Origin of the sequence: Dyella ginsengisoli (assembly GCF_044904665.1) — a bacterium.
GTDB classification, from domain to species: Bacteria; Pseudomonadota; Gammaproteobacteria; order Xanthomonadales; family Rhodanobacteraceae; genus Dyella_A; species Dyella_A ginsengisoli.
The window spans coordinates 1-18560 of record NZ_JADIKM010000001.1 but is presented as its reverse complement, the minus strand read 5'-3'; the positions used below and the strand labels follow the sequence as shown (position 1 = coordinate 18560).

Here is an 18560-nt window from a genome sequence, read left to right as displayed (position 1 = left end):
CGGACCCAGGGCGAGGTCACCGATGGATGCACGGGCACAGTCGACGGACGAGACGCTGGCCGCGCGGGTCGAGCGCACCTATCCCACCGTGGCGATGGTGCTGCAGGGCGGCGGCGCGCTGGGCGCCTACCAGGCCGGGGTGGTCGAGGCGCTGGCCGAGTCCGGCGTGCAGCCGCACTGGGTGGCCGGCATCTCGATCGGCGCGCTGAATGCCGCGATTATCGCCGGCAACTCGCCCGAGGAGCGCGTGACGAAGCTGCGGGCATTCTGGGATGCGATCTGCCAGCCACCGTTCCTGCCTGCGCCGCTGGCCATGCCGCCATTTGAAGGCATCAGCTGGCCGCTGGCCGTGCAGAACGGCCTGAGCGGCATGGCTGCGCTGCGCACCATGTTCGAAGGGCAGGCAGGGTTCTTCCTGCCGCGCCTGCCGGCACCGCCGTTCGCACCATGGCGGAGTGGGCCCGGCACGGCGAGCTGGTACGACACCACGCCGCTGCGCGCCACGCTGGAGCGGCTGGTGGATTTCGATCGCATCAACGACGCGCGCGCCATGCGCGTGTCGGTGGGCGCGGTCAACGTGCGCAGCGGCAATTTCGCCTACTTCGACAATACGAAGCAGACGCTGCGCGCCGAGCATTTCATAGCTTCTGGCGCACTGCCGCCGGGCTTTCCCGCGGTGGAGATCGACGGCGAGTACTACTGGGACGGCGGCATGGTCTCCAACACGCCGCTGTACCAGGTGCTGCTGGACCGCCCGTGCCACGATGCGCTGATCTTCCAGGTGGATCTGTGGAGCGCGCAGGGCGAGCTGCCGCATGACCTCGCCCAGGTCGCCGCGCGCAGCAAGGACATCCAGTATTCCAGCCGCACCCGGTTGGTCACCGAGTACATGCGGCGTGATCTGGAACAGCAGCGTCTGCTGCACGACCTGATGGAGCTGGTGCCGCCCGAGCGCCGCAGCGACCCGGCCTATCGACGTGCCGAGGCGCGTGCCTCCGGCGCGCTGACCAACCTGGTGCACCTGATCTACCGCGACAAGCCGTACGAGGGGCATTACAAGGACTACGAGTTCAGCGCCGCCAGCATGCGCCAGCATTGGCGCAGCGGCCTGGACGACATGCGCCACACGCTGGCCCATCCGCATTGGCTGGATGCGCCCGATAGCGAACATCCGTTCGTGACGCACGACGTGCACCGCCTGTAGCAGCGCACCCTTTGCGCGAACGCTCTCCGTCATGCACCAAAGGCATCGCGCACAGGGTGCGCTCCTGCCGACCGGGTCTCGCCCGCGGGGCCGGGATCAGACTTCGCGATGCACCTGCAGCCCGGCGGCGGACTGGTTCACCGGCATCACTTCCAGCCGGTTGACGTTGAGGTGCGGCGGCAGCGTGGCGATCCACCAGATCGATTCGGCGATGTCCTCGGCGGTGATCGGCTGCGCGCCCGCGTAGAGCTGGTCCGAGGCGGCCTGGTTGCCGCCGGTGCGCACCAGGGTGAACTCGGTTTCGGCCATGCCCGGCTCGATCGAGCTCACCCGCACGCCCGTGCCGTGCAGGTCGGTGCGCAGGTTCTGCGAGAACTGGCTGACGAAGGCCTTGCTGCCGCCGTAGACGTTGCCGCCCTTGTACGGGTAGGTGCCGGCGATCGAGCTGATGTTGACGATCGCGCCGCGCCGTTCGATCAGCGTGGGCAGCAGCAGGTGGGTGATCGTCACCAGCGCGGTCACGTTGGTGTCGATCATCTGCTTCCACTGCGCCAGATCCGCCTGCTGCGCGGGGGCGGTGCCCAGCGCCAGGCCGGCGTTGTTGACCAGCAGGTCGATGCCGGCGAACTCGGCCGGCAGGCTGGCGATCGCGGCGCGCATCGCGGCCTCGTCGCGCATGTCGAAGGCCAGCGCGTGTACGCGGTCGGCGCCGTGCTTGTCGACCAGCTTCTGCAGCCGCTCGGCGCGACGGCCGGTGGCGACCACGCGCCAGCCGCCGGCGATGAAACGGTCCACGGTGGCGGCACCGAAGCCGGAGGTGGCGCCGGTGATCAGGGCAGTCTTGGCGTGCATGTCGATGCGGCTCGTGGCGGGGTGGAGATCAGCGGCCTTCTTTCAGCGCGATCGCGTTGATGCCGGCCGAGGCCAGGCGCTGCTTGGTCGATTCCAGCTCGGTGGCGGAGCGGAACGGGCCCAGCCGCACGCGGTGGTAGGTCTGCCCGCTCACGTTCACCGATTGCACATTCGCCACGAAACCCTGCAGCGCCAGCCGGGCCTTCAGGCTTTCGGCGTCGGCGGCGTTGGGGAACGCACCGACCTGCAGCAGATAGCCGCTGCCGGCGGCCGGGGTCGGCAGCGCCGAAGCCGGTGCCGCGGTGACGTTCTCCCTGACTGCGGCCGGCGCGTTCGCCGGTACCTGCGCCTGCTGCTGCGCCTGCTGGGCGGCCAGCGCCTGCTCGCGCGCCTGCTGCTTCTGCTGTTCGGCCTTGGCCTGCGCGCTGATCACCGCGTCGGGAATGCGCACTTCGCGCTCGGACAGCAGCGAGTAGAAGTCGTACTGCGGCTTCTTCGGCGCACTGGCCACGCTGCCCGGCGCCACCGCACCAGGATCGCTGCCGCGCTGGGCGGTGGCCTGCGGGTTGGGCTGGGGACCGGTCGGCGCCATCGGCAGCAGCGACTTGCGCATCAGCACCACCATCAGCAGTACGCCGACCAGGATGCCGATCGCCGCCCATGCCCAGCCGGGCACGCCGCCGCTCTTGTTGCGCACGGCCTGCCGGCCCTTGCCCTTGCGTGCTGCCATTTACATGCTCTCCGGGGCGCCCAGGCCCAGCAGGTTCAAACCGTTCTTCAGCACCTGGCGCGTGGCCACCGACAGCGCCAGCCGCGCGTTGCGCAGGTCGGCATCGTCGACCAGGAACTGGTGCGCGTTGTAGTAGGTGTGGAAGGCGTTCGCCAGCTCGCGCAGCCAGCCGGCGAGCAGGTGCGGCTCGAGGTTGGCGGCGGCCGACTCGACCACCTCCGGATATTTCGCCAGTTCGGTCAGCAGGATCTGCTCGTGCTCGCTGTCCAGCCGTGCCAGCTGCTGCAGGCCGCGGTCGAGATCGACCGTGAGGCCCTTCTCGCCGGCCTGGCGCAGCACGGAGCAGACGCGGGCGTGTGCGTACTGGATGTAGTAGACCGGGTTGTCGTTGGACTGCGAGCGCGCCAGGTCGATGTCGAACACCAGCTGCGAGTCGCTCTTGCGCGCGATCAGGAAGTAGCGGGTGGCGTCGCGGCCCACTTCCTCGATCAGGTCGCGCAGGGTGAGGTAGCTGCCGGCGCGCTTGGACAGCTTCACCTCTTCGCCGCCACGCATCACGGTGACCATCTGGTACAGCACGTAGTTCGGCCAGCCTCGCGGGATACCGGCGTCCAGCGCCTGCAGCCCGGCCTTCACGCGGGCCAGCGAGCCGTGGTGGTCGGAGCCGAGCACGGTCACCGCGTTGACGTAGCCGCGCTGCCATTTGCTCAGGTGGTAGGCCACGTCCGGCACGAAGTAGGTGTAGGTGCCGTCGGACTTGCGCATCACGCGGTCCTTGTCGTCACCGTAGTCGGTCGAGCGCAGCCACAGCGCGCCGCCTTCCTCGTAGGTGTGGCCGTGGGCGATCAGCTCGCGCACGGTCTCCTCCACCTTGCCGTCGGCGTACAGCGAGGATTCCAGGAAGTACACGTCGAAGCCGACGCCGAAGGCCTTCAGGTCCAGGTCCTGCTCGTGGCGCAGGCAGGCCACGGCGAACTGGCGGATGGCGTCCAGGTCGTCCGGGTTCTTCGCGCCGGCCACGGTGTGACCTTCCACCGCGACGCTGTCGCCGGCGAGATAGGCCTTGGCCACGTCGGCGATGTAGTCGCCGCGGTAGCCGTCCTCCGGCCAGCCGGCGTCGTCCGGGGTCAGGCCGCGGGCGCGCGCCTGCACCGAGATCGCCAGGTTGTGGATCTGCACGCCGGCGTCGTTGTAGTAGAACTCGCGCTTGACCTGCCAGCCGGTCGCGGCGAGCAGGCGCGCCAGGCAGTCGCCGAGCACCGCATTGCGGCCGTGGCCCACGTGCAGCGGACCGGTCGGATTGGCCGAGACGAATTCCACGCCAGCGACCTTGCCCGCGCCCGTCTCGCTGCGGCCGTAGCCGTCACCTTCGGCGAAGATGCGCCGCACTTCGGCGTGGTAGCTCGCCGCGGTGAGGAAGAAATTGATGAAGCCGGGACCGGCAATCTCCACCTTCGCCACCAGCGTGTTGGCCGGCAGCGCGGCCACCAGCTTTTCCGCCAGCTCGCGCGGCTTGGCACGCGCTGACTTAGCCAGCAGCATCGCCGCGTTGCTGGCGAAATCGCCGTGCTCGCGGCTGCGCGCATGTTCGATCACCAGAGACGGGATCGCGAGGTCGGCCGGAAGGAGGGAGTCGTTCTGCAGGGTGCGGATAGCCTGCAGCAGCAGTGCGCGCAGCTGGTCTTTCACGGGTGGGTGCGGTCGGGTAAGGCGATGGGACCGGTAATGCTAACAGAGCGTTCCCGCTGCGCGGCCCGCCCGGCCGGCGTGATGCGGCGCACGAACAAGTCTGTGGATAACTCTGTGGGGAAGATTCGTCGAACGCATCGCGTCGTTGCCGGAAACGCCCATTTCACGTTGGTGATGGATTGAAATTACATCTACAGCAATGAGTTACGATCCATCAGTGAGCCGGGCATGAGCTGCTCGCGCCAACCCCATGCAGCGCACCGAATGTGCATAACTTTGAGAAGTCAACCGAGGAGCGCTCAGGGCGGGCTCGCGTCATGGCCCTGTCATGCGGCAGCGCCACACTGCGCCGGTGTCTGGCCGACCTACCTCCCCGGAGAAGGCCAGCGCCCGGAGATACCGTGTTCTCCACCCTCCCCAAAAACGGCCTTGAGCGGCGCAGCGCAAGCTTGCGCCGCTTTTTTTCGTGCGCGTGCCGGGGTCGGATCAGGCCGATCGGATCGGGGCGACCCGATTGGGGCTGATCGAAGCAGGGCGATCGAACCTTGCGGATCGAGCCTTGGCGGGTCAGATCAGACCGCGCGCGGCCATCGACACCGGCTCGCCGCTGCCGATCACCAGGTGATCGAGTACGCGCACGCCCACCAGCTGCAGCGCATTGCGCAGTTCGTGGGTGATGGCGCGGTCAGCCGCGCTGGGCTCGGCCACGCCGCTGGGGTGGTTGTGGGCAAAGATCACCGCGCAGGCGTTGTGCTGCAGGCAGGCCCGCACGACCTCGCGCGGATGCACGCTGGCGCCGTCCACCGTGCCGCGGAACAGCTCCTCGAACGCCAGCACGCGGTGGCGGTTGTCCAGGTACAGACAGCCGAACACCTCGTAGGGCAGGTCGCGCAGGCGGGCGCGCAGGTAGTCGCCGCTGTCGCGCGGGTTGCCCAGCGCGGGACGCTCGCGCAGCTGCTCGCCCAGGCTGCGGCGGGCCAGTTCCAGCGCGGCGGCGATGCGCGCGCGCTTGGCTGGCCCCAGTCCACGCGTGCGGATCGCCTGTTCCGGCCGCGCCAGCAGGGCGCTCAGGCTGCCGGCGTCGCTCAAAAGTTCGCGTCCCATCGCCAGTGCGTCCTTGCCGCGCGCACCGCTGCCCAGCAGCACGGCCAGCAGTTCGGCGTCGGACAGCGCGGCGCTGCCGCGTGCCAGCAGTTTTTCGCGCGGGCGTTCGCCCTCGGGCCAGTCACGGATGCTCATCACCGCAGCGTGGTCGCTGGTGGGCCGCACCGGCAGCGGTGCGCCGGGGCGATTCCGGTAAGCTACGACACCGACCGTTTGTCAGGCCGAACTTACATGTCCCTAGCCCATCGTCGCGTGCTGCTCGGCGTGTCGGGCGGCATCGCCGCCTACAAGTCCTGCGAGCTGGTCCGTCGCCTGCGCGACCTTGGCGCGGAAGTGCGCGTGGTGATGACCGAAGGGGCCACGCATTTCGTCACGCCGACCACCTTCCAGGCGCTGTCCGGTGCATCGGTGCGGGTGTCGCTGTGGGACGAGTCGGCCGAGGCGGCGATGGGCCACATCGAGCTGGCGCGCTGGGCCGAGCGCATCCTGATCGCGCCGGCCAGCGCCGACGTGCTCGCCCGCCTCGCGCATGGCCAGGCCGACGACCTGCTGACCACGCTGTGCCTGGCCAGCGCTGCGCCGCTCTCGGTTGCCCCGGCGATGAACCAGCAGATGTGGGCGCATCCGGCGGTGCAGGCCAACCTGGCCACCTTGCGCGGCCGCGGCGTCACCGTGCTGGGTCCGGCCGCAGGCGAGCAGGCCTGCGGCGACATCGGCTCCGGCCGCATGCTCGAACCGCTGGAATTGCGCGATGCGCTGGTCGCCTCGTTCGGCGGCGGCGCGCTGGCCGGGCGGCGGGTGGTGGTGAGCGCCGGCCCGACCTACGAGGACATCGATCCGGTGCGCTTCATCGGCAACCGCAGCTCGGGCAAGATGGGTTTTGCCGTGGCCGAGGCGGCGGCGCTGGCCGGTGCGCACGTGATCCTGGTGGCCGGCCCGGTGAGTCTGCCCACGCCGGCCGGCGTGGTCGAGCGCGTGGACGTGCGCAGTGCCGCGCAGATGCATGCTGCCGTGATCGAGGCGTCTGCCGATGCCGACATCTACATCGCGGCGGCGGCGGTGGGCGATTACCGTCCGCAGCAGGTGGCCCCGTGCAAGCTCAAGAAGCAGGCCGGCGCCGAGCTCACCCTCACACTTGCGGAAAACCCCGACATCCTCGCCACGCTGTCGGCGCAGCCGACGCACCCGTTCCTGGTCGGCTTCGCGGCCGAGACGCATGACGTGGCCACCTACGCGCAGGACAAGCTGCGCCGCAAGAAGCTGGACATGATCGCGGCCAACCGGGTCGGCGAGGGGCTGGGTTTCGAGACCGCCGAAAACGCGCTCACGCTCTATTGGGAAGGTGGCTCGAAAGAGCTGCCGCGGGCGAGCAAGACCGAGCTGGCGCGCGAGCTGGTGGCCCGCATCGCCGAACGCTTCCAGCGGGCGCGCGCATGATCGACGTGCAGCTGAAGATTCTCGATCCGCGCCTGGGCGACACCATCGCGCTGCCCGAGCCGGCGACCGGCGGCAGCGCCGGCATGGACCTGCGCGCCGCGCTCGATGCGCCGATCACCCTGGCGCCGGGCGAAACCGCGCTGGTGCCCAGCGGCTTCGCCATCCACATCGGCGATTCCGGCTGGTGCGCGCTGATCGTTCCGCGCTCGGGCCTGGGTCACAAGCAGGGGCTGGTGATGGGCAACCTGGTGGGCGTGATCGACGCCGATTACCAGGGGCCACTGATGATTTCGTGCTGGAATCGCGGCAACGCGGACGTCACGATCGGGGTGGGTGATCGCATCGCGCAACTGCTGCTGGTGCCGGTGGGGAAGCCCAGGCTCACGGTAGTGGCGGAATTCGCGCCATCCGAGCGGGGGCAGGGCGGCTTCGGATCGACCGGTATCAACTGAACTGCGGGGGCAGGCATGGGCTTGAGTTGGGGAAGCAGCGGCGCACGCGTCGCGCCGGACTGGCGCCGTTTGCTGCCGCTGGCCGTGGGCACGCTGGCGCTGTTGCTGGGCCTGTTCGCAGGCTGGCAGACCTGGCTGATCGCCGACGAGGGCCACGCCAACGACCGCGTGCACCAGGCGCAGGACGAGACCGTGCGCGCCATCGCTGCCGAGCTCGACCGCCAACGTCAGGCCGTGCGTACGGCGCTGGATGCGATCGATCCCGCCGCGGTGCTGACCGACCCGGTGAGCGCCGCCGCCGCCGTCAAGGCCAGGCTGCCGCAGGTGCTCGACGTGCAGTTCTACAGCCCGGGCATGGACGAGGTGCTGCACGCCAACTATCGCCAGTTCGGCTACGCCAAGGCGGCCCAGTTGATGGCGGCGCAGGGCGAAACCGGTCCGGCCGTGGCGCAGACCGTCTACGTGGGCAGCGACCGGCGGCTGTCTTTCGTGATGCCGATGGGGGCCGGCATCCGGCCGGTGGCCTGGGCGTGGATCGAAATGCCCTTCGCACCGCTGGAGCAGGCTTTCAATGCGATCTCGCCCGCCAGCGGTCGGCTCGACCTGCGCCAGGGCGACGACCGCAGCGCGCTGAGCCTGCTGTCGCACGGCGAGCCGTCGGCCCAGCTGGAAGACACCGCGGCCGCGATTCCGCACAGCGCGTTCAGCGTGGGCGCCGCCCTGCCGGAGGCCTTCATCATCCTGCCGCATGTCTGGCCGCTGGCGGCCTTGCTCAGCCTGCTCGGCGTGGCGGGCGGCGTCTACCTGCTGCGGATGGCGTCGCGGGCCCGGGCACGACCGCCCGCCGAGTCGGAAGTGGATATCCCGCTGCCGGCGGTGGTGCGCCAGCGCGAACGCGCGGCGGCGGGGACGCCGCGGGCGATACCGCCACCGGCGCCCGAGGCGCTGCCGCCGGTGACGGTCGATCCGGGCATCTTCCGCGCCTATGACGTGCGCGGCGTGGTGGGCAAGAACCTGGATCGCCAGGTCGCCCGGCGGCTCGGTCAGGCGATCGGCGCGGCGATGGTCGAAAAGGGCCTGCGCGAGATGGTGGTGGGGCGCGATGGCCGGCAGTCCGGTCCGGAGCTGGCCGGCGCACTGGCCGAGGGCCTGCGCGCGGCCGGCGTCGATGTGATCGACATCGGCGCCGTGCCCACGCCGGTGGTCTATTACGCGACCTATCGCTTCAACACCGGCTGCGGCGTGGCCGTCACCGGCAGCCACAACCCGCCCGACTACAACGGCTTCAAGATCGTGATCGGCGGCGAGACGCTGGCCGAGGACGCCATCCAGGATCTGTACCGCCGCATCACCTCCGGCGGGCTGCGCGACGACGGCCACGGCGCGTTGCGCAGTGTCGACGTGCTGCCGGATTACATCGAACGCATCGCCTCGGACGTGCAGGCCGAGCGCGTGCTGAAGGTGGTGGTCGATTGCGGCAACGGCATTCCCGGCGCGGTGGCGCCGCAGGTGCTGGAAGGCATCGGCTGCCAGGTGATTCCGCTGTACTGCGACGTCGACGGCAGTTTTCCCAACCACCACCCCGATCCGTCCGACCCGGACAACCTGCAGGACCTGATCCTGGCGGTGAAGCAGACCGGTGCCGACCTTGGTCTCGCCTTCGACGGTGACGGCGATCGCCTGGGCGTGGTGACGCGGGAGGGCGAGATCGTCTATCCCGACCGCACGCTGATGCTGTTCGCGCGCGACGTGCTGGCCCGCCAGCCCGGCGCCACGATCATCTACGACGTCAAATGCACCGGCCATCTCAAGGGCCAGATCCTCGACGCCGGCGGCAGCCCGCTGATGTGGCGCACCGGGCATTCGCTGATCAAGGCCAAGATGCGCGAGACCGGCGCCGAGCTGGCCGGCGAGATGAGCGGGCACTTCTTTTTCAAGGAGCGCTGGTACGGTTTCGACGACGGTCTCTACGCGGCCGCGCGCCTGCTGGAGATCCTCGCCGGCGATCTGGAGGGCCGCACGCCGGAGGAGATCTTCGCCACCTGCCCGAGGGGCGTGTCCACGCCGGAGCTGAAGATCGAGCTGGCCGAGGGCGAAAGCCAGCGCTTCATGCAGGCGTTCCGCGAGAAGGCGAGTTTCCCCGACGCCACGCTGGTCACCATCGATGGCGTGCGTGCCGACTGGGTCGACGGCTGGGGTCTGGTGCGCGCGTCCAACACCACGCCGGTGCTGGTGCTGCGCTTCGATGCCGACAATCCCACGGCGCTCAAGCGCATCCAGCAGGTATTCCGTGACCAGCTGTTCATGGTGAATGCGAAGCTGAAGCTGCCGTTCTGATCGGCAGCGTTTACGGCTGGGCGGTGTCGCCGTTGGCTTGCTGGAGCTGCGCCTTGAGCTGGCGGTAGCGCTGCAGCTGGGCTTCGTGCTTCAGCTGCGTGTTGACGTAGGACGCCTGCAGCCGATCGAGCAGGGCGCGCTGCGATCCCACCACGTTGCGCTGGGCGGCGATCTTGTCCGACAGGAACTTCGGCACGGGCTGCTTGGCCCGTTCCAGTTCGCCGGCGCGATCGAGCAGATCGGCCAGCGCCTTTTCCTGTGTGCCTAGGCTGATCCGGGTGGTGGAGACCTGCTGGTCGATGCTGCCGAGTTCGTCGTTCTGCGCGGCCACGAAGCTGGCTTCATCCGGGTAGGCCGCCAGCATCTGCTGGTCGTCGCGCTGGCGCTGTTCCTCCTCACGCTTGCGCACGGCCGCCTCGTCCGCCTGCTTCTTCGCGGCAGCGCGCTCGGCCGGGGTGAGCGGGCGGTCGACATGGCGCATCACCAGGCCCTGGCTGTTCACCACGTCGTAGCCGTTGGCCATGGCGTCGGCCGACAGGCTGTCGCTGTAGTGCGCCAGACCCTGCGCATCGTGCCAGCGGTACTGGACGCTGCTGCCCGTGCTGGCCTGGCGCGCCTGGACGAGCCCGCTGAAGCCGAGGCCGATGGCCGTGATGATGATGATTGCCTTGCGCATGAACTCCCTCCTTGCGGGAGTATAGCCACGGGCGGCGGCGCCCCGTGCGCCGCCGATACCGTATTCGATTCGCGTTGTGACAGGGTCGGCGACCCGGCCTGAACGGCACGTCAGCCGATGACACCGTAGCGCTCGCGATAGGCCAGCAGCCGAGCGTGCTCGGTGGCCAGTGCAGGGCGCTCGCCGGCGTATGCCAGCACGTCGTCCAGCCGGGTGATCGCGATCACCGGGATGCCGTAGTCGGCCGTCACTTCCTGCGCGGCGGAGCGTTCGCCCTGGCCACGCTCCTGCCGGTCCAGCGCGATCAGCACGCCGGCCGGCTCGGCGCCGGCAGCGCGGATCAGCGCGAGCGACTCGCGCACCGCGGTGCCGGCGGTCATCACGTCGTCGACGATCAGCACGCGGCCCTTGAGCGGCGCGCCGACCAGGCTGCCGCCTTCGCCGTGATCCTTGGCCTCCTTGCGGTTGTAGGCCCAGGGCAGGTCGCGGCCGTGATGGTCGGCCAGCGCGATGGCCGTGGCAGCCGCCAGTGCGATGCCCTTGTAGGCGGGGCCGAACAGCATGTCCACGGCGATGCCCGAGGCCTCCACCGCGGCGGCGTAGGCACGCCCGAGCTGGGCCAGCGCGGCGCCGGAATCGATCCGACCCATATTGAAGAAATACGGGCTGATCCGGCCGGACTTGAGGGTGAATTCGCCGAAGCGCAGCACCTCGCGCTGCAGGGTCAATTCGATGAAGTCGCGCTGGTAGTCGTGCACGGGCAATCTCGCAAGAGGTCAGGGAAGGGCGTTACGGATCGAGTCGGCGCAGCAGCAGGAACTGTTGCCGACCGGCCGATCCGCCATGGTAGCGCTGTGCGCCCTCGACGAAGCCGGCCTGTCGATACAGCCTGAGTGCCGCGGCGTTGCCCTCGTCCACGCTGAGCACCAGCCACCGCACGGCCGGATGGCGTTGCTTCAGGGTATCGAGCAGCAATGACAGCGCGCGCCGGCCAAGCCCGCGCCGCTGCCAGCGCGCGTCGATGAAAAATCCGCGCAGCCCGACTGCCGGCGCGTCAAATGCGATCGGCGCGATCGTCCGCGGCTCGCGCTCGATGCAGCACAGGCCGATCACCTGATCGCCCAGCACGAACGCGAGCGGATCGGCGCTCGGCCGGCTCTGCGCATCGGCGAGCAGGTCGACCACCCGACCGACGAAACCCTGCTGCTCCGGCGCCACACGCAGTGCCAGCAGCCCCGGGCGCGGCACGCGGTCGACGGGAACCAGGGTGAGGGCGGAGGCATCGGACACGGTTGGTATGATGGCGCATTGACCCGCGCCCGACCCGCAGGAGATGGCATGCGCATCATCAGCCTCAACGCCAACGGTATCCGATCGGCCGCCAGCAAGGGCGCGTTCGACTGGCTGCGCACCCGGCACGCCGACGTGGTCTGCCTGCAGGAGACCAAGGCGCAGGAGGATCAGCTGACCGACCCGATGTTCCGTCCGGACGGCCATCACTGCTTCTACCGCGACGCCACCAGCAAGAAGGGCTACAGCGGTGTGGCGATCTACGCGAAGCGCGAGCCGGACGCGGTGCTCACCGAGCTGGGCTGGGACGAGTTCGACAACGAGGGGCGCTACATCGAGGCGCGCTTCGGCGAGCTGTCGGTGGTGTCGCTGTACTTCCCGTCCGGCTCGTCGGGCGAGGAGCGCCAGCAGTTCAAGTTCCGCGCGATGGAGTGGATCGAACCGATCTTCGACGGCTGGCTGAAGAGCGACCGCCAGTACGTCATCTGCGGCGACTGGAACATCGTGCGCAGCGAAAAGGACATCAGGAACTGGAAGTCCAACCAGAAGAACTCCGGCTGCCTGCCGGAGGAGCGCGCCTGGCTCAACGGGCTGGTCGAGCGCGGCTGGGTGGACAGCTACCGCACGCTGAAGCCCGAGGGCGAGGACTACACCTGGTGGTCGAACCGAGGCCGTGCCCGCGAGAACGATGTGGGCTGGCGCATCGACTACCAGATCGTCTCGCCGTCGCTGCGTGATCGCCTGCGCGATTGCGCAATCTACCGCGAGCAGCGCTTCTCCGACCACGCGCCCTACACGGTCGACTATGCCGACTGAGCCGGTGGCCGCCGCAGTGCCGCGGCCCTCGATCTGGCAGGCGTTCACCCAGCCGGCCGCATGGACGATGGCGGTGTTCGGCTTTTCCTCCGGCCTGCCGTTCCTGCTGGTGGCTGGCACGCTGGCGTACTGGCTGAAAGAGCACGGCGTGGTGCTGTCGGAGATCACCATGATCGCCAGCGCCGGCATGACCTATGCGCTCAAATTCCTGTGGGCGCCGCTGCTGGATCACTGGCGTCTACCCGGCTTCATGCGTCTGGGACAGCGTCGGGGTTGGCTGCTGTTCGCTCAGCTCGGGGTCACCGCCGGCCTGCTGGCGATGGCCTGGCTGACGCCCGCGCGGCTGCCGCCGTTCGTCGCCGCGACGCTGGCGGTGGCGCTGTTCGGCGCCACCCAGGACATCGCGATCGATGCCTATCGCATCGAAATCGCCCCGATCGAGGCGCAGGGCGCGCTGGTGGCCACCTATTCGCTGGGCTACCGCATCGGCCTTCTCACCGCCGGCGCGCTGGCGCTGATCGCCGCGGACCACCTGCGTTGGCCGTTGATTTACGTCGGCATGGCGGCATGCATGCTGCCGCCGATCGCGATGACGCTGGTCGCGCGCGAGCCGCAGGTGCTGCGCCGCGCGCCCGCGCGCTGGTCCGAGGCCATGCGCCAGGGCGTGATCGACCCGTTCGCCGATTTCTTCCGCCGCTACGGTGTCGCGCTCGCGCTGCTGACGCTGGCCTTCATTCTGCTGTTCAAGATTCCCGAACAGGCCACCATCGGCGGCGTGATGAGTCCGTTCTATCGCGACATGGGCTTCACCAAGACGCAGATCGGCGCGATCACCAAGATCTACGGCATCTGGATCGGCATCGTCGGCGTGTTCATCGGCGGCGCGATGGTGGCGCGCTGGGGGGCGTGGCGCTCGCTGGCGGTGATGATCGTGCTGTGCGGCGCCAGCAACCTGCTCTACCTGCTGCTGATGGGCCATCAGGGCAGCGTGCTGATGTTGACGCTGGTGATCTCCGGCGAGAACTTGACCCTTGGCATGCTGGGGCCGCCAACCGTGGCGTTCCTCTCGTCGCTGGTCAACCGGGAGCACACGGCAACCCAGTACGCCCTGCTCAGTTCGCTGGTGAACCTGCCAGGCAAGGTGCTGGGGTTCTTTGCCGGAGGCATTGCGATGGCCGCCGGCTACGGCGGCTTCTTCGTGATCACCGTGCTCGGCATCGTGCCGGCGGTGCTGCTGTTCGCGATGGTGCGCGCGCGCTTCCGCGCTCGCGGTTTCGACGTGCGCTGAGTCGCAATCGCGCGTGGTGGCGCGTGGTCCACGGCAAGGCCTTTGTGCGACCATTCCACCCACAGGGGCATGCGTGACTTGGAGTGGCGCCCATGCCGGATCTCGTTGTACGCCATATCGACAATGTCATGGCCGAGCGCATCAAGACGCTCGCCAAGGATCGACGCTGGTCGATCAATGACGTCGTGCTGCACGCGCTCAAGCACGGCCTGGGCCTCGCCGAGGGCGCGCAACCGTTTGCCGAGACCATGCTCGATACCGACACCGTGGTGCTCAGCGGGCACTGGGACGCGGCCGAGCGGGCGGCTTTCCATGAGGCGGTGCAGGCGCTTTCGGTGGCGCCATCGAGCCAGCTGCTGGCGCCAGCCGACGATGTCTTCGGCGAGGCTCCGGAACGACCGGCGGATCGTTCCTAGCGCGGAGCGGGATAGATGGCGCCCAGCACGCGCGGACCGCGCGCCCCGGTGACCGCGGGCAGGTTGCCGGGCAGGCCGCGCAGGCGTTGCCGCGCCAGCCAGGCAAAGGCCATGGCCTCGAGATAGTCCGGGTTCACGCCGTAGTCGGCCGTGCTGGCCACGCGCATCGGCGCAAGCAGCGCGGCCAGTCGCGCCATCAGCACCGGATTGTGCACGCCGCCGCCGCAGGCAAGTACCAGGCTCGCGTCCGGCGCGTGGCGCGCGATGGCATCAGCCACGCTGCATGCGGTGAGTTCCAGCAGAGTCGCCTGGATGTCGGCCGGGCGGGTGGTGTCGCCGGCCAGACGCGTTTCCAGCCAGGCCAGGTGGAAGTGTTCGCGACCGGTGCTCTTGGGCGGCGGCAGGGTGAAGTACGCATCGTCGAGCAGGCGCTGCAGCAGTGCCCGATCGACGGTTCCGCTCGCCGCGAATGCACCGCCGCGATCGTAGGCCTCGCCGAGATGGCGTTGGCACCAGGCGTCCATCAGGCCGTTCGCCGGCCCCGTGTCAAAGCCCGTAACCCGGCCATCCGCCGCCAGCACCGTGACATTGGCGATGCCGCCGAGATTGAGCACCACGCGGCTGTGCCCGACCTCCGCCAGCAGCATCGCGTGCATGGCCGGCAGCAGCGGCGCACCCTGTCCGCCGGCGGCGACATCGCCGCGACGGAAGTCGGCCACCACGTCGATGCCGCAGCGTTCGGCGATCACGCTGGGGTCACCCAGTTGCATCGTGAAGGGATGGCTGCCACCGGGGCGGTGGCGCATGGTCTGGCCGTGCGAGCCGATGGCGGCGACCGCCTGCGCGGGAATGCCGGTTTCCAGCAACAGGTGCTGCGCGGCATCAGCGAAACAGGCGGCGAGGGCGACATCGAGGCGGCCGAGCCGGTCCAGATCAATGGCGATTTCACCCTGTGCCACGGCGAGCAGCTCCTGGCGCAGCGAGTCCGGCCACGGGTGGGTCAGGCCGCCGAGCAGACGCGGGGCGTCGTCTTCAAAAGACACCAGCGCGGCATCGATGCCGTCGGCGCTGGTGCCGGAGATCAGGCCGAGATACAGCGATCCGGGTTCATGCACGGGGGATCAGTTGTCGCTGTGCCGGCCGCTTGCGACCTTCGCCAGCTTGACGTTCTCGTCCAGCTGCTTGAGTCGGGCCAGCTGCGGTCTCACCACCTGCGCCTTGAACTGCGCCAGCTGCACGGCGGGAAGCGGTTCGGGCTTGGGCAAGGTCACGGTCTGCGGATTGCGCTGCACGCCGTTCACGCGGAACTCGTAGTGCAGATGGGGGCCGGTAGCCAGGCCGGTCATGCCGACGTAGCCGATGACCTGCCCCTGCCGCACGTGCTGGCCCACGCGCTCGCCCGCGGCATAGCGGGACATGTGGCCATATGCCGTGCTGATGGTGCCGCTGTGTTGGATGATCACGAAGTTGCCGTAGCCGTTCATCCAGCCGCGGTATTTGATCACGCCATCGCCGGCAGCGTGGATCGGCGTGCCGGTGGGGGCGGCGTAGTCCACGCCCTTGTGGGCGCGCATGCGACCGAGGATCGGATGCATGCGGCCGGCGCTGAACTGGGAAGAGATGCGGGTGAAGTCCACCGGGATGCGCAGGAACGACTTCTGGATGGGCCGTCCGTCCTCGCTGAACCAGCCCACGCTGCCGTCGGACTTCTTGAAGCGATAAGCCGTGTAGCGATGCCCCTGGTTGACGAACTCGGCCGCGACGATGTCGCCCTCGGTGTAGTAGCTGCCGTCGCGGTAGATGTCGTCATAGATGACGGTGAAACTGTCGCCCACGCGCAGATCCTGCACGAAGTCGATGTCGTACTTGAACAGGTCGGCCAGCTTGCCGACCATGCCGGCACTCATGCCGGCGCGGGCACCGGCGGCATACAGCGAGCTGTCGATCGTGCCGTGCGCGACATGCTCACGCTTGTCCATGTCGCGCGGCTGCAGCGTGAGCTTCGCCGTGGCGCCATCGAAGCGGATCATGGCCCGGTTGGCCTGATCGCGATCGAAGCGGATCCCGGCCAGGCTGCCGTCGTGTCCCAGCAGGAAGTCGAACTCCTGCCCCGGGCGAATGCTGTGCAGGGCGGATGTCGCGCTGCCGGCCGAATCCATGACGCGCTGCAGATCCGACATGCCCAAACCCAGGCTGGCGAAGATGTCGGACAGTGTCTGCCCCGGTTGCACCTGCACGCGCTGCCAGTCTTCGACCGTGGGTGACTGCGTGGTGACCGGCGAAGCCTTGGGCAAGGCGAGCGGCAGCAGCGTGTGCGCCATCGGCGAGGTTGGCGTGCGCATCGCCGAGGCCCAAGCCGGAAGAATGAAACCGGAGAGCAGGGTGATCAGCAGTGCGGTGCCGGCCAGCACCCAGCGCTCGCGATGCCAGCGGATCGGCTCCGCTTCGCCGTGCCGGCTGAACGACCAGTGCGAGCAGCGTTCGTAAAAGTGGGAGTGCCTGCGCTGCGCCTTGCGGCGGATAGCCTGCTTGCGCGCCGCGTGCGCCATCTGCAACCCCTCACCCATAATGTGTAACTCCGCTGATACACCTACGACCGGCAGGTACCATAACGGCCCCGTGTAAACAGCGTCAACGCCTTTTCCATCAATGATTTGCGTATGGTTTTGCGTTAACTCACAATTAACGCGAGTGTGTGCGTACGGTCACCTGAGTGGCTGTCTAGGCAACTAATTTCGAGGAATACATGAACGAGTTGGAGCAGGTGCTGGCCACCATCGCGCGCGGCGCGGACGAGATCATCAAGCGTGAGGAGCTGGAACAGCGACTCAAGGCGGGTCGTCCGCTGCGGATCAAGGCCGGCTTCGATCCCACCGCCCCGGACCTGCACCTCGGCCATACGGTGCTGCTCAACAAGATGCGCCAGTTCCAGGATCTCGGGCACCAGGTGATCTTTCTGATCGGCGACTTCACCGGAATGATCGGCGATCCCACCGGCAAGAATGTCACCCGCAAGCCGCTCACTCGCGAGGACGTGCTCGCCAACGCCGAGACCTACGCCGCACAGGTGTTCAAGGTGCTCGATCGGGAGCGCACCGAGGTGCGCTTCAACTCCGAGTGGTTCGGTCAGATGGGTGCCGCCGACATGATCAAGCTAGCGGCGCAGCACACGGTGGCCCGCATGCTTGAGCGTGACGATTTTGCCAAGCGCTACGCGGCGCAGCAGCCGATCGCCATCCACGAGTTCCTCTATCCACTGGTGCAGGGCTACGACTCGGTGGCGCTGAAGTGCGATGTCGAGCTCGGCGGCACCGACCAGAAGTTCAACCTGCTGATGGGTCGCGCCTTGCAGGAGCACCACGGCCAGGCGCCTCAGATTGTCCTAACCATGCCGCTGCTGGAGGGACTCGACGGCGTCAACAAGATGTCCAAGTCGCTGGGGAACTACATCGGCATCAACGAGCCGGCCATCGACATCGTCACCAAGACGATGAAGATCGGCGACGACCTGATGTGGCGCTGGTTCGAGTTGCTCAGCTTCGAGGTCTCGCTGCAGGAACTGGAGCGGATGAAGGCGGACATCGCGAGCGGTGCACTCAACCCGCGCGACGCCAAGCTGCGCCTGGCACGCGAGCTGGCAGCACGTTTCCACGATGCGGCCGCGGCCGACCAGGCGATCGCCGGATGGCATGCGGTAGTGCGCGGTGAGGGCGATACCTCGCTGCTGCCGCTGACCGAGATCTCCGTGCCTGCTGAAGGACTGCGACTTGCAGCGTTGCTGACCGCAGCCGGACTGACGCCCAGCAACTCTGAAGCTGGCCGCAAGCTCAAGGAGCGCGCGGTGAAGATCGATGCGGTGGTAGTCGAGGACGCCCAGCGTGTCTTCGAGCCCGGCTTCGAAGGCGTGCTGCAGGTGGGCAAGCGGAGCTTCGCGCGGGTGCTGCTCAAGCACGGCTGAGCCGCTCGGGTTCCGCCGAGCGCGGTGCCCTTTGCGGACAGTGGCTTAGGCGATTTCGCGAAAAAATTTCAGAAATTGCTTGCCAAGGCGGGTGGCGCTGCCTACTATTCGCCCCCCGCCGCAGCCGGTCATCGCTCGGCAACATCGACGAAGCGAAAAAACATTTCGCGGAGGTGTTGACGAGGTAGAAGATCGATGTAGAATGTGCGGCTCACCCGGGGCGAAATGCTTCGGGGCGATTCGAGAAACGGATCGCAAGTGATTGATCTTTGACAGTGTGCGCAGGTGACTTGTGTGGACGCCTTGCAGTG

General features: G+C 68.3%; 17 protein-coding genes. 8 read left to right on the top strand and 9 right to left on the bottom strand.

Features of this window, described 5'->3' with window-relative positions; translation table 11 throughout:
- Positions 1-22: 22 nt before the first annotated feature.
- Positions 23-1204, top strand: a complete 1182-nt coding sequence (locus ISP17_RS00085) for a DUF3734 domain-containing protein (RefSeq protein WP_404629473.1) — start codon at positions 23-25, stop codon at positions 1202-1204.
- A gap of 96 nt (positions 1205-1300) precedes the next feature.
- Here ISP17_RS00085 and ISP17_RS00080 read toward each other — a convergent pair whose 3' ends face one another.
- From ISP17_RS00080 to radC, 4 genes are all read right to left on the bottom strand, one after another.
- Positions 1301-2056, bottom strand: a complete 756-nt coding sequence (locus ISP17_RS00080; RefSeq protein ID WP_404629472.1) for an SDR family NAD(P)-dependent oxidoreductase — start codon at positions 2054-2056, stop codon at positions 1301-1303.
- Between the two features lie 28 nt (positions 2057-2084).
- Positions 2085-2786: an SPOR domain-containing protein gene (locus ISP17_RS00075; protein WP_404629471.1), complete on the bottom strand. Its 702-nt coding sequence runs from the start codon at positions 2784-2786 to the stop codon at positions 2085-2087.
- Positions 2787-4475, bottom strand: a complete 1689-nt coding sequence (gene argS / locus ISP17_RS00070; protein WP_404629470.1) for an arginine--tRNA ligase — start codon at positions 4473-4475, stop codon at positions 2787-2789.
- Between the two features lie 567 nt (positions 4476-5042).
- The gene (radC, locus tag ISP17_RS00065; RefSeq protein WP_404629469.1) at positions 5043-5714 is read right to left on the bottom strand and encodes a RadC family protein; all 672 of its coding nucleotides are present in this window, start codon (positions 5712-5714) and stop codon (positions 5043-5045) included.
- Between the two features lie 96 nt (positions 5715-5810).
- On the opposite strand from radC, the gene coaBC reads away from it, so the two are divergent.
- The 3 genes from coaBC to ISP17_RS00050 are packed head-to-tail and all read left to right on the top strand — an operon-like array spanning position 5811 to position 9805.
- Complete coding sequence (coaBC, locus tag ISP17_RS00060) at positions 5811-7016, top strand: bifunctional phosphopantothenoylcysteine decarboxylase/phosphopantothenate--cysteine ligase CoaBC (RefSeq protein WP_404629468.1); 1206 nt, start codon at positions 5811-5813, stop codon at positions 7014-7016.
- Positions 7013-7468: a dUTP diphosphatase gene (gene dut / locus ISP17_RS00055; RefSeq protein ID WP_404629467.1), complete on the top strand. Its 456-nt coding sequence runs from the start codon at positions 7013-7015 to the stop codon at positions 7466-7468. Before coaBC ends, dut begins: the two co-directional genes overlap by 4 nt.
- 15 nt (positions 7469-7483) lie before the next feature.
- Positions 7484-9805 carry a phosphomannomutase/phosphoglucomutase gene (locus ISP17_RS00050; protein ID WP_404629466.1) on the top strand — a complete coding sequence of 774 codons (2322 nt, stop codon included), beginning with the start codon at positions 7484-7486 and terminating at the stop codon, positions 9803-9805.
- A 10-nt stretch (positions 9806-9815) separates the two neighbouring features.
- Here ISP17_RS00050 and ISP17_RS00045 read toward each other — a convergent pair whose 3' ends face one another.
- The 3 genes from ISP17_RS00045 to ISP17_RS00035 all read right to left on the bottom strand — a co-directional run bounded on the left by ISP17_RS00045 (position 9816) and on the right by ISP17_RS00035 (position 11771).
- Positions 9816-10481 (bottom strand): DUF4124 domain-containing protein, encoded by a 666-nt coding sequence (locus ISP17_RS00045; RefSeq protein WP_404629465.1) that lies wholly within the window; start codon positions 10479-10481, stop codon positions 9816-9818.
- A 110-nt stretch (positions 10482-10591) separates the two neighbouring features.
- Positions 10592-11239: an orotate phosphoribosyltransferase gene (pyrE, locus tag ISP17_RS00040; protein ID WP_404629464.1), complete on the bottom strand. Its 648-nt coding sequence runs from the start codon at positions 11237-11239 to the stop codon at positions 10592-10594.
- A 31-nt stretch (positions 11240-11270) separates the two neighbouring features.
- Entirely contained in the window at positions 11271-11771 is a 501-nt protein-coding gene (locus tag ISP17_RS00035) for a GNAT family N-acetyltransferase (protein WP_404629463.1), read from the bottom strand.
- 48 nt (positions 11772-11819) lie between these two features.
- On the opposite strand from ISP17_RS00035, the gene ISP17_RS00030 reads away from it, so the two are divergent.
- The 3 genes from ISP17_RS00030 (at position 11820) to ISP17_RS00020 (ending at position 14291) form a co-directional block, all read left to right on the top strand.
- Positions 11820-12587 carry an exodeoxyribonuclease III gene (locus ISP17_RS00030; protein ID WP_404629462.1) on the top strand — a complete coding sequence of 256 codons (768 nt, stop codon included), beginning with the start codon at positions 11820-11822 and terminating at the stop codon, positions 12585-12587.
- Positions 12577-13875 (top strand): AmpG family muropeptide MFS transporter, encoded by a 1299-nt coding sequence (locus tag ISP17_RS00025; RefSeq protein ID WP_404629461.1) that lies wholly within the window; start codon positions 12577-12579, stop codon positions 13873-13875. The genes ISP17_RS00030 and ISP17_RS00025 overlap by 11 nt, the downstream gene beginning before the upstream one ends.
- Positions 13876-13967: 92 nt before the next feature.
- Positions 13968-14291 carry a hypothetical protein gene (locus ISP17_RS00020; protein ID WP_404629460.1) on the top strand — a complete coding sequence of 108 codons (324 nt, stop codon included), beginning with the start codon at positions 13968-13970 and terminating at the stop codon, positions 14289-14291.
- On the opposite strand, the gene ISP17_RS00015 is transcribed toward ISP17_RS00020, so the two are convergent.
- Together ISP17_RS00015 and ISP17_RS00010 are read right to left on the bottom strand one after the other, a co-directional pair.
- A complete protein-coding gene (locus ISP17_RS00015) occupies positions 14288-15406 on the bottom strand; it encodes an anhydro-N-acetylmuramic acid kinase (protein ID WP_404629459.1) in 1119 nt (372 codons plus the stop codon). The genes ISP17_RS00020 and ISP17_RS00015 overlap by 4 nt on opposite strands.
- Before the next feature lie 6 nt (positions 15407-15412).
- A complete protein-coding gene (locus tag ISP17_RS00010) occupies positions 15413-16858 on the bottom strand; it encodes an OapA family protein (RefSeq protein ID WP_404629457.1) in 1446 nt (481 codons plus the stop codon).
- Between the two features lie 179 nt (positions 16859-17037).
- On the opposite strand from ISP17_RS00010, the gene tyrS reads away from it, so the two are divergent.
- Positions 17038-18249, top strand: coding sequence for a tyrosine--tRNA ligase (tyrS, locus tag ISP17_RS00005; RefSeq protein WP_404629455.1), 1212 nt, complete (start codon positions 17038-17040; stop codon positions 18247-18249).
- Positions 18250-18560 lie beyond the last annotated feature (311 nt).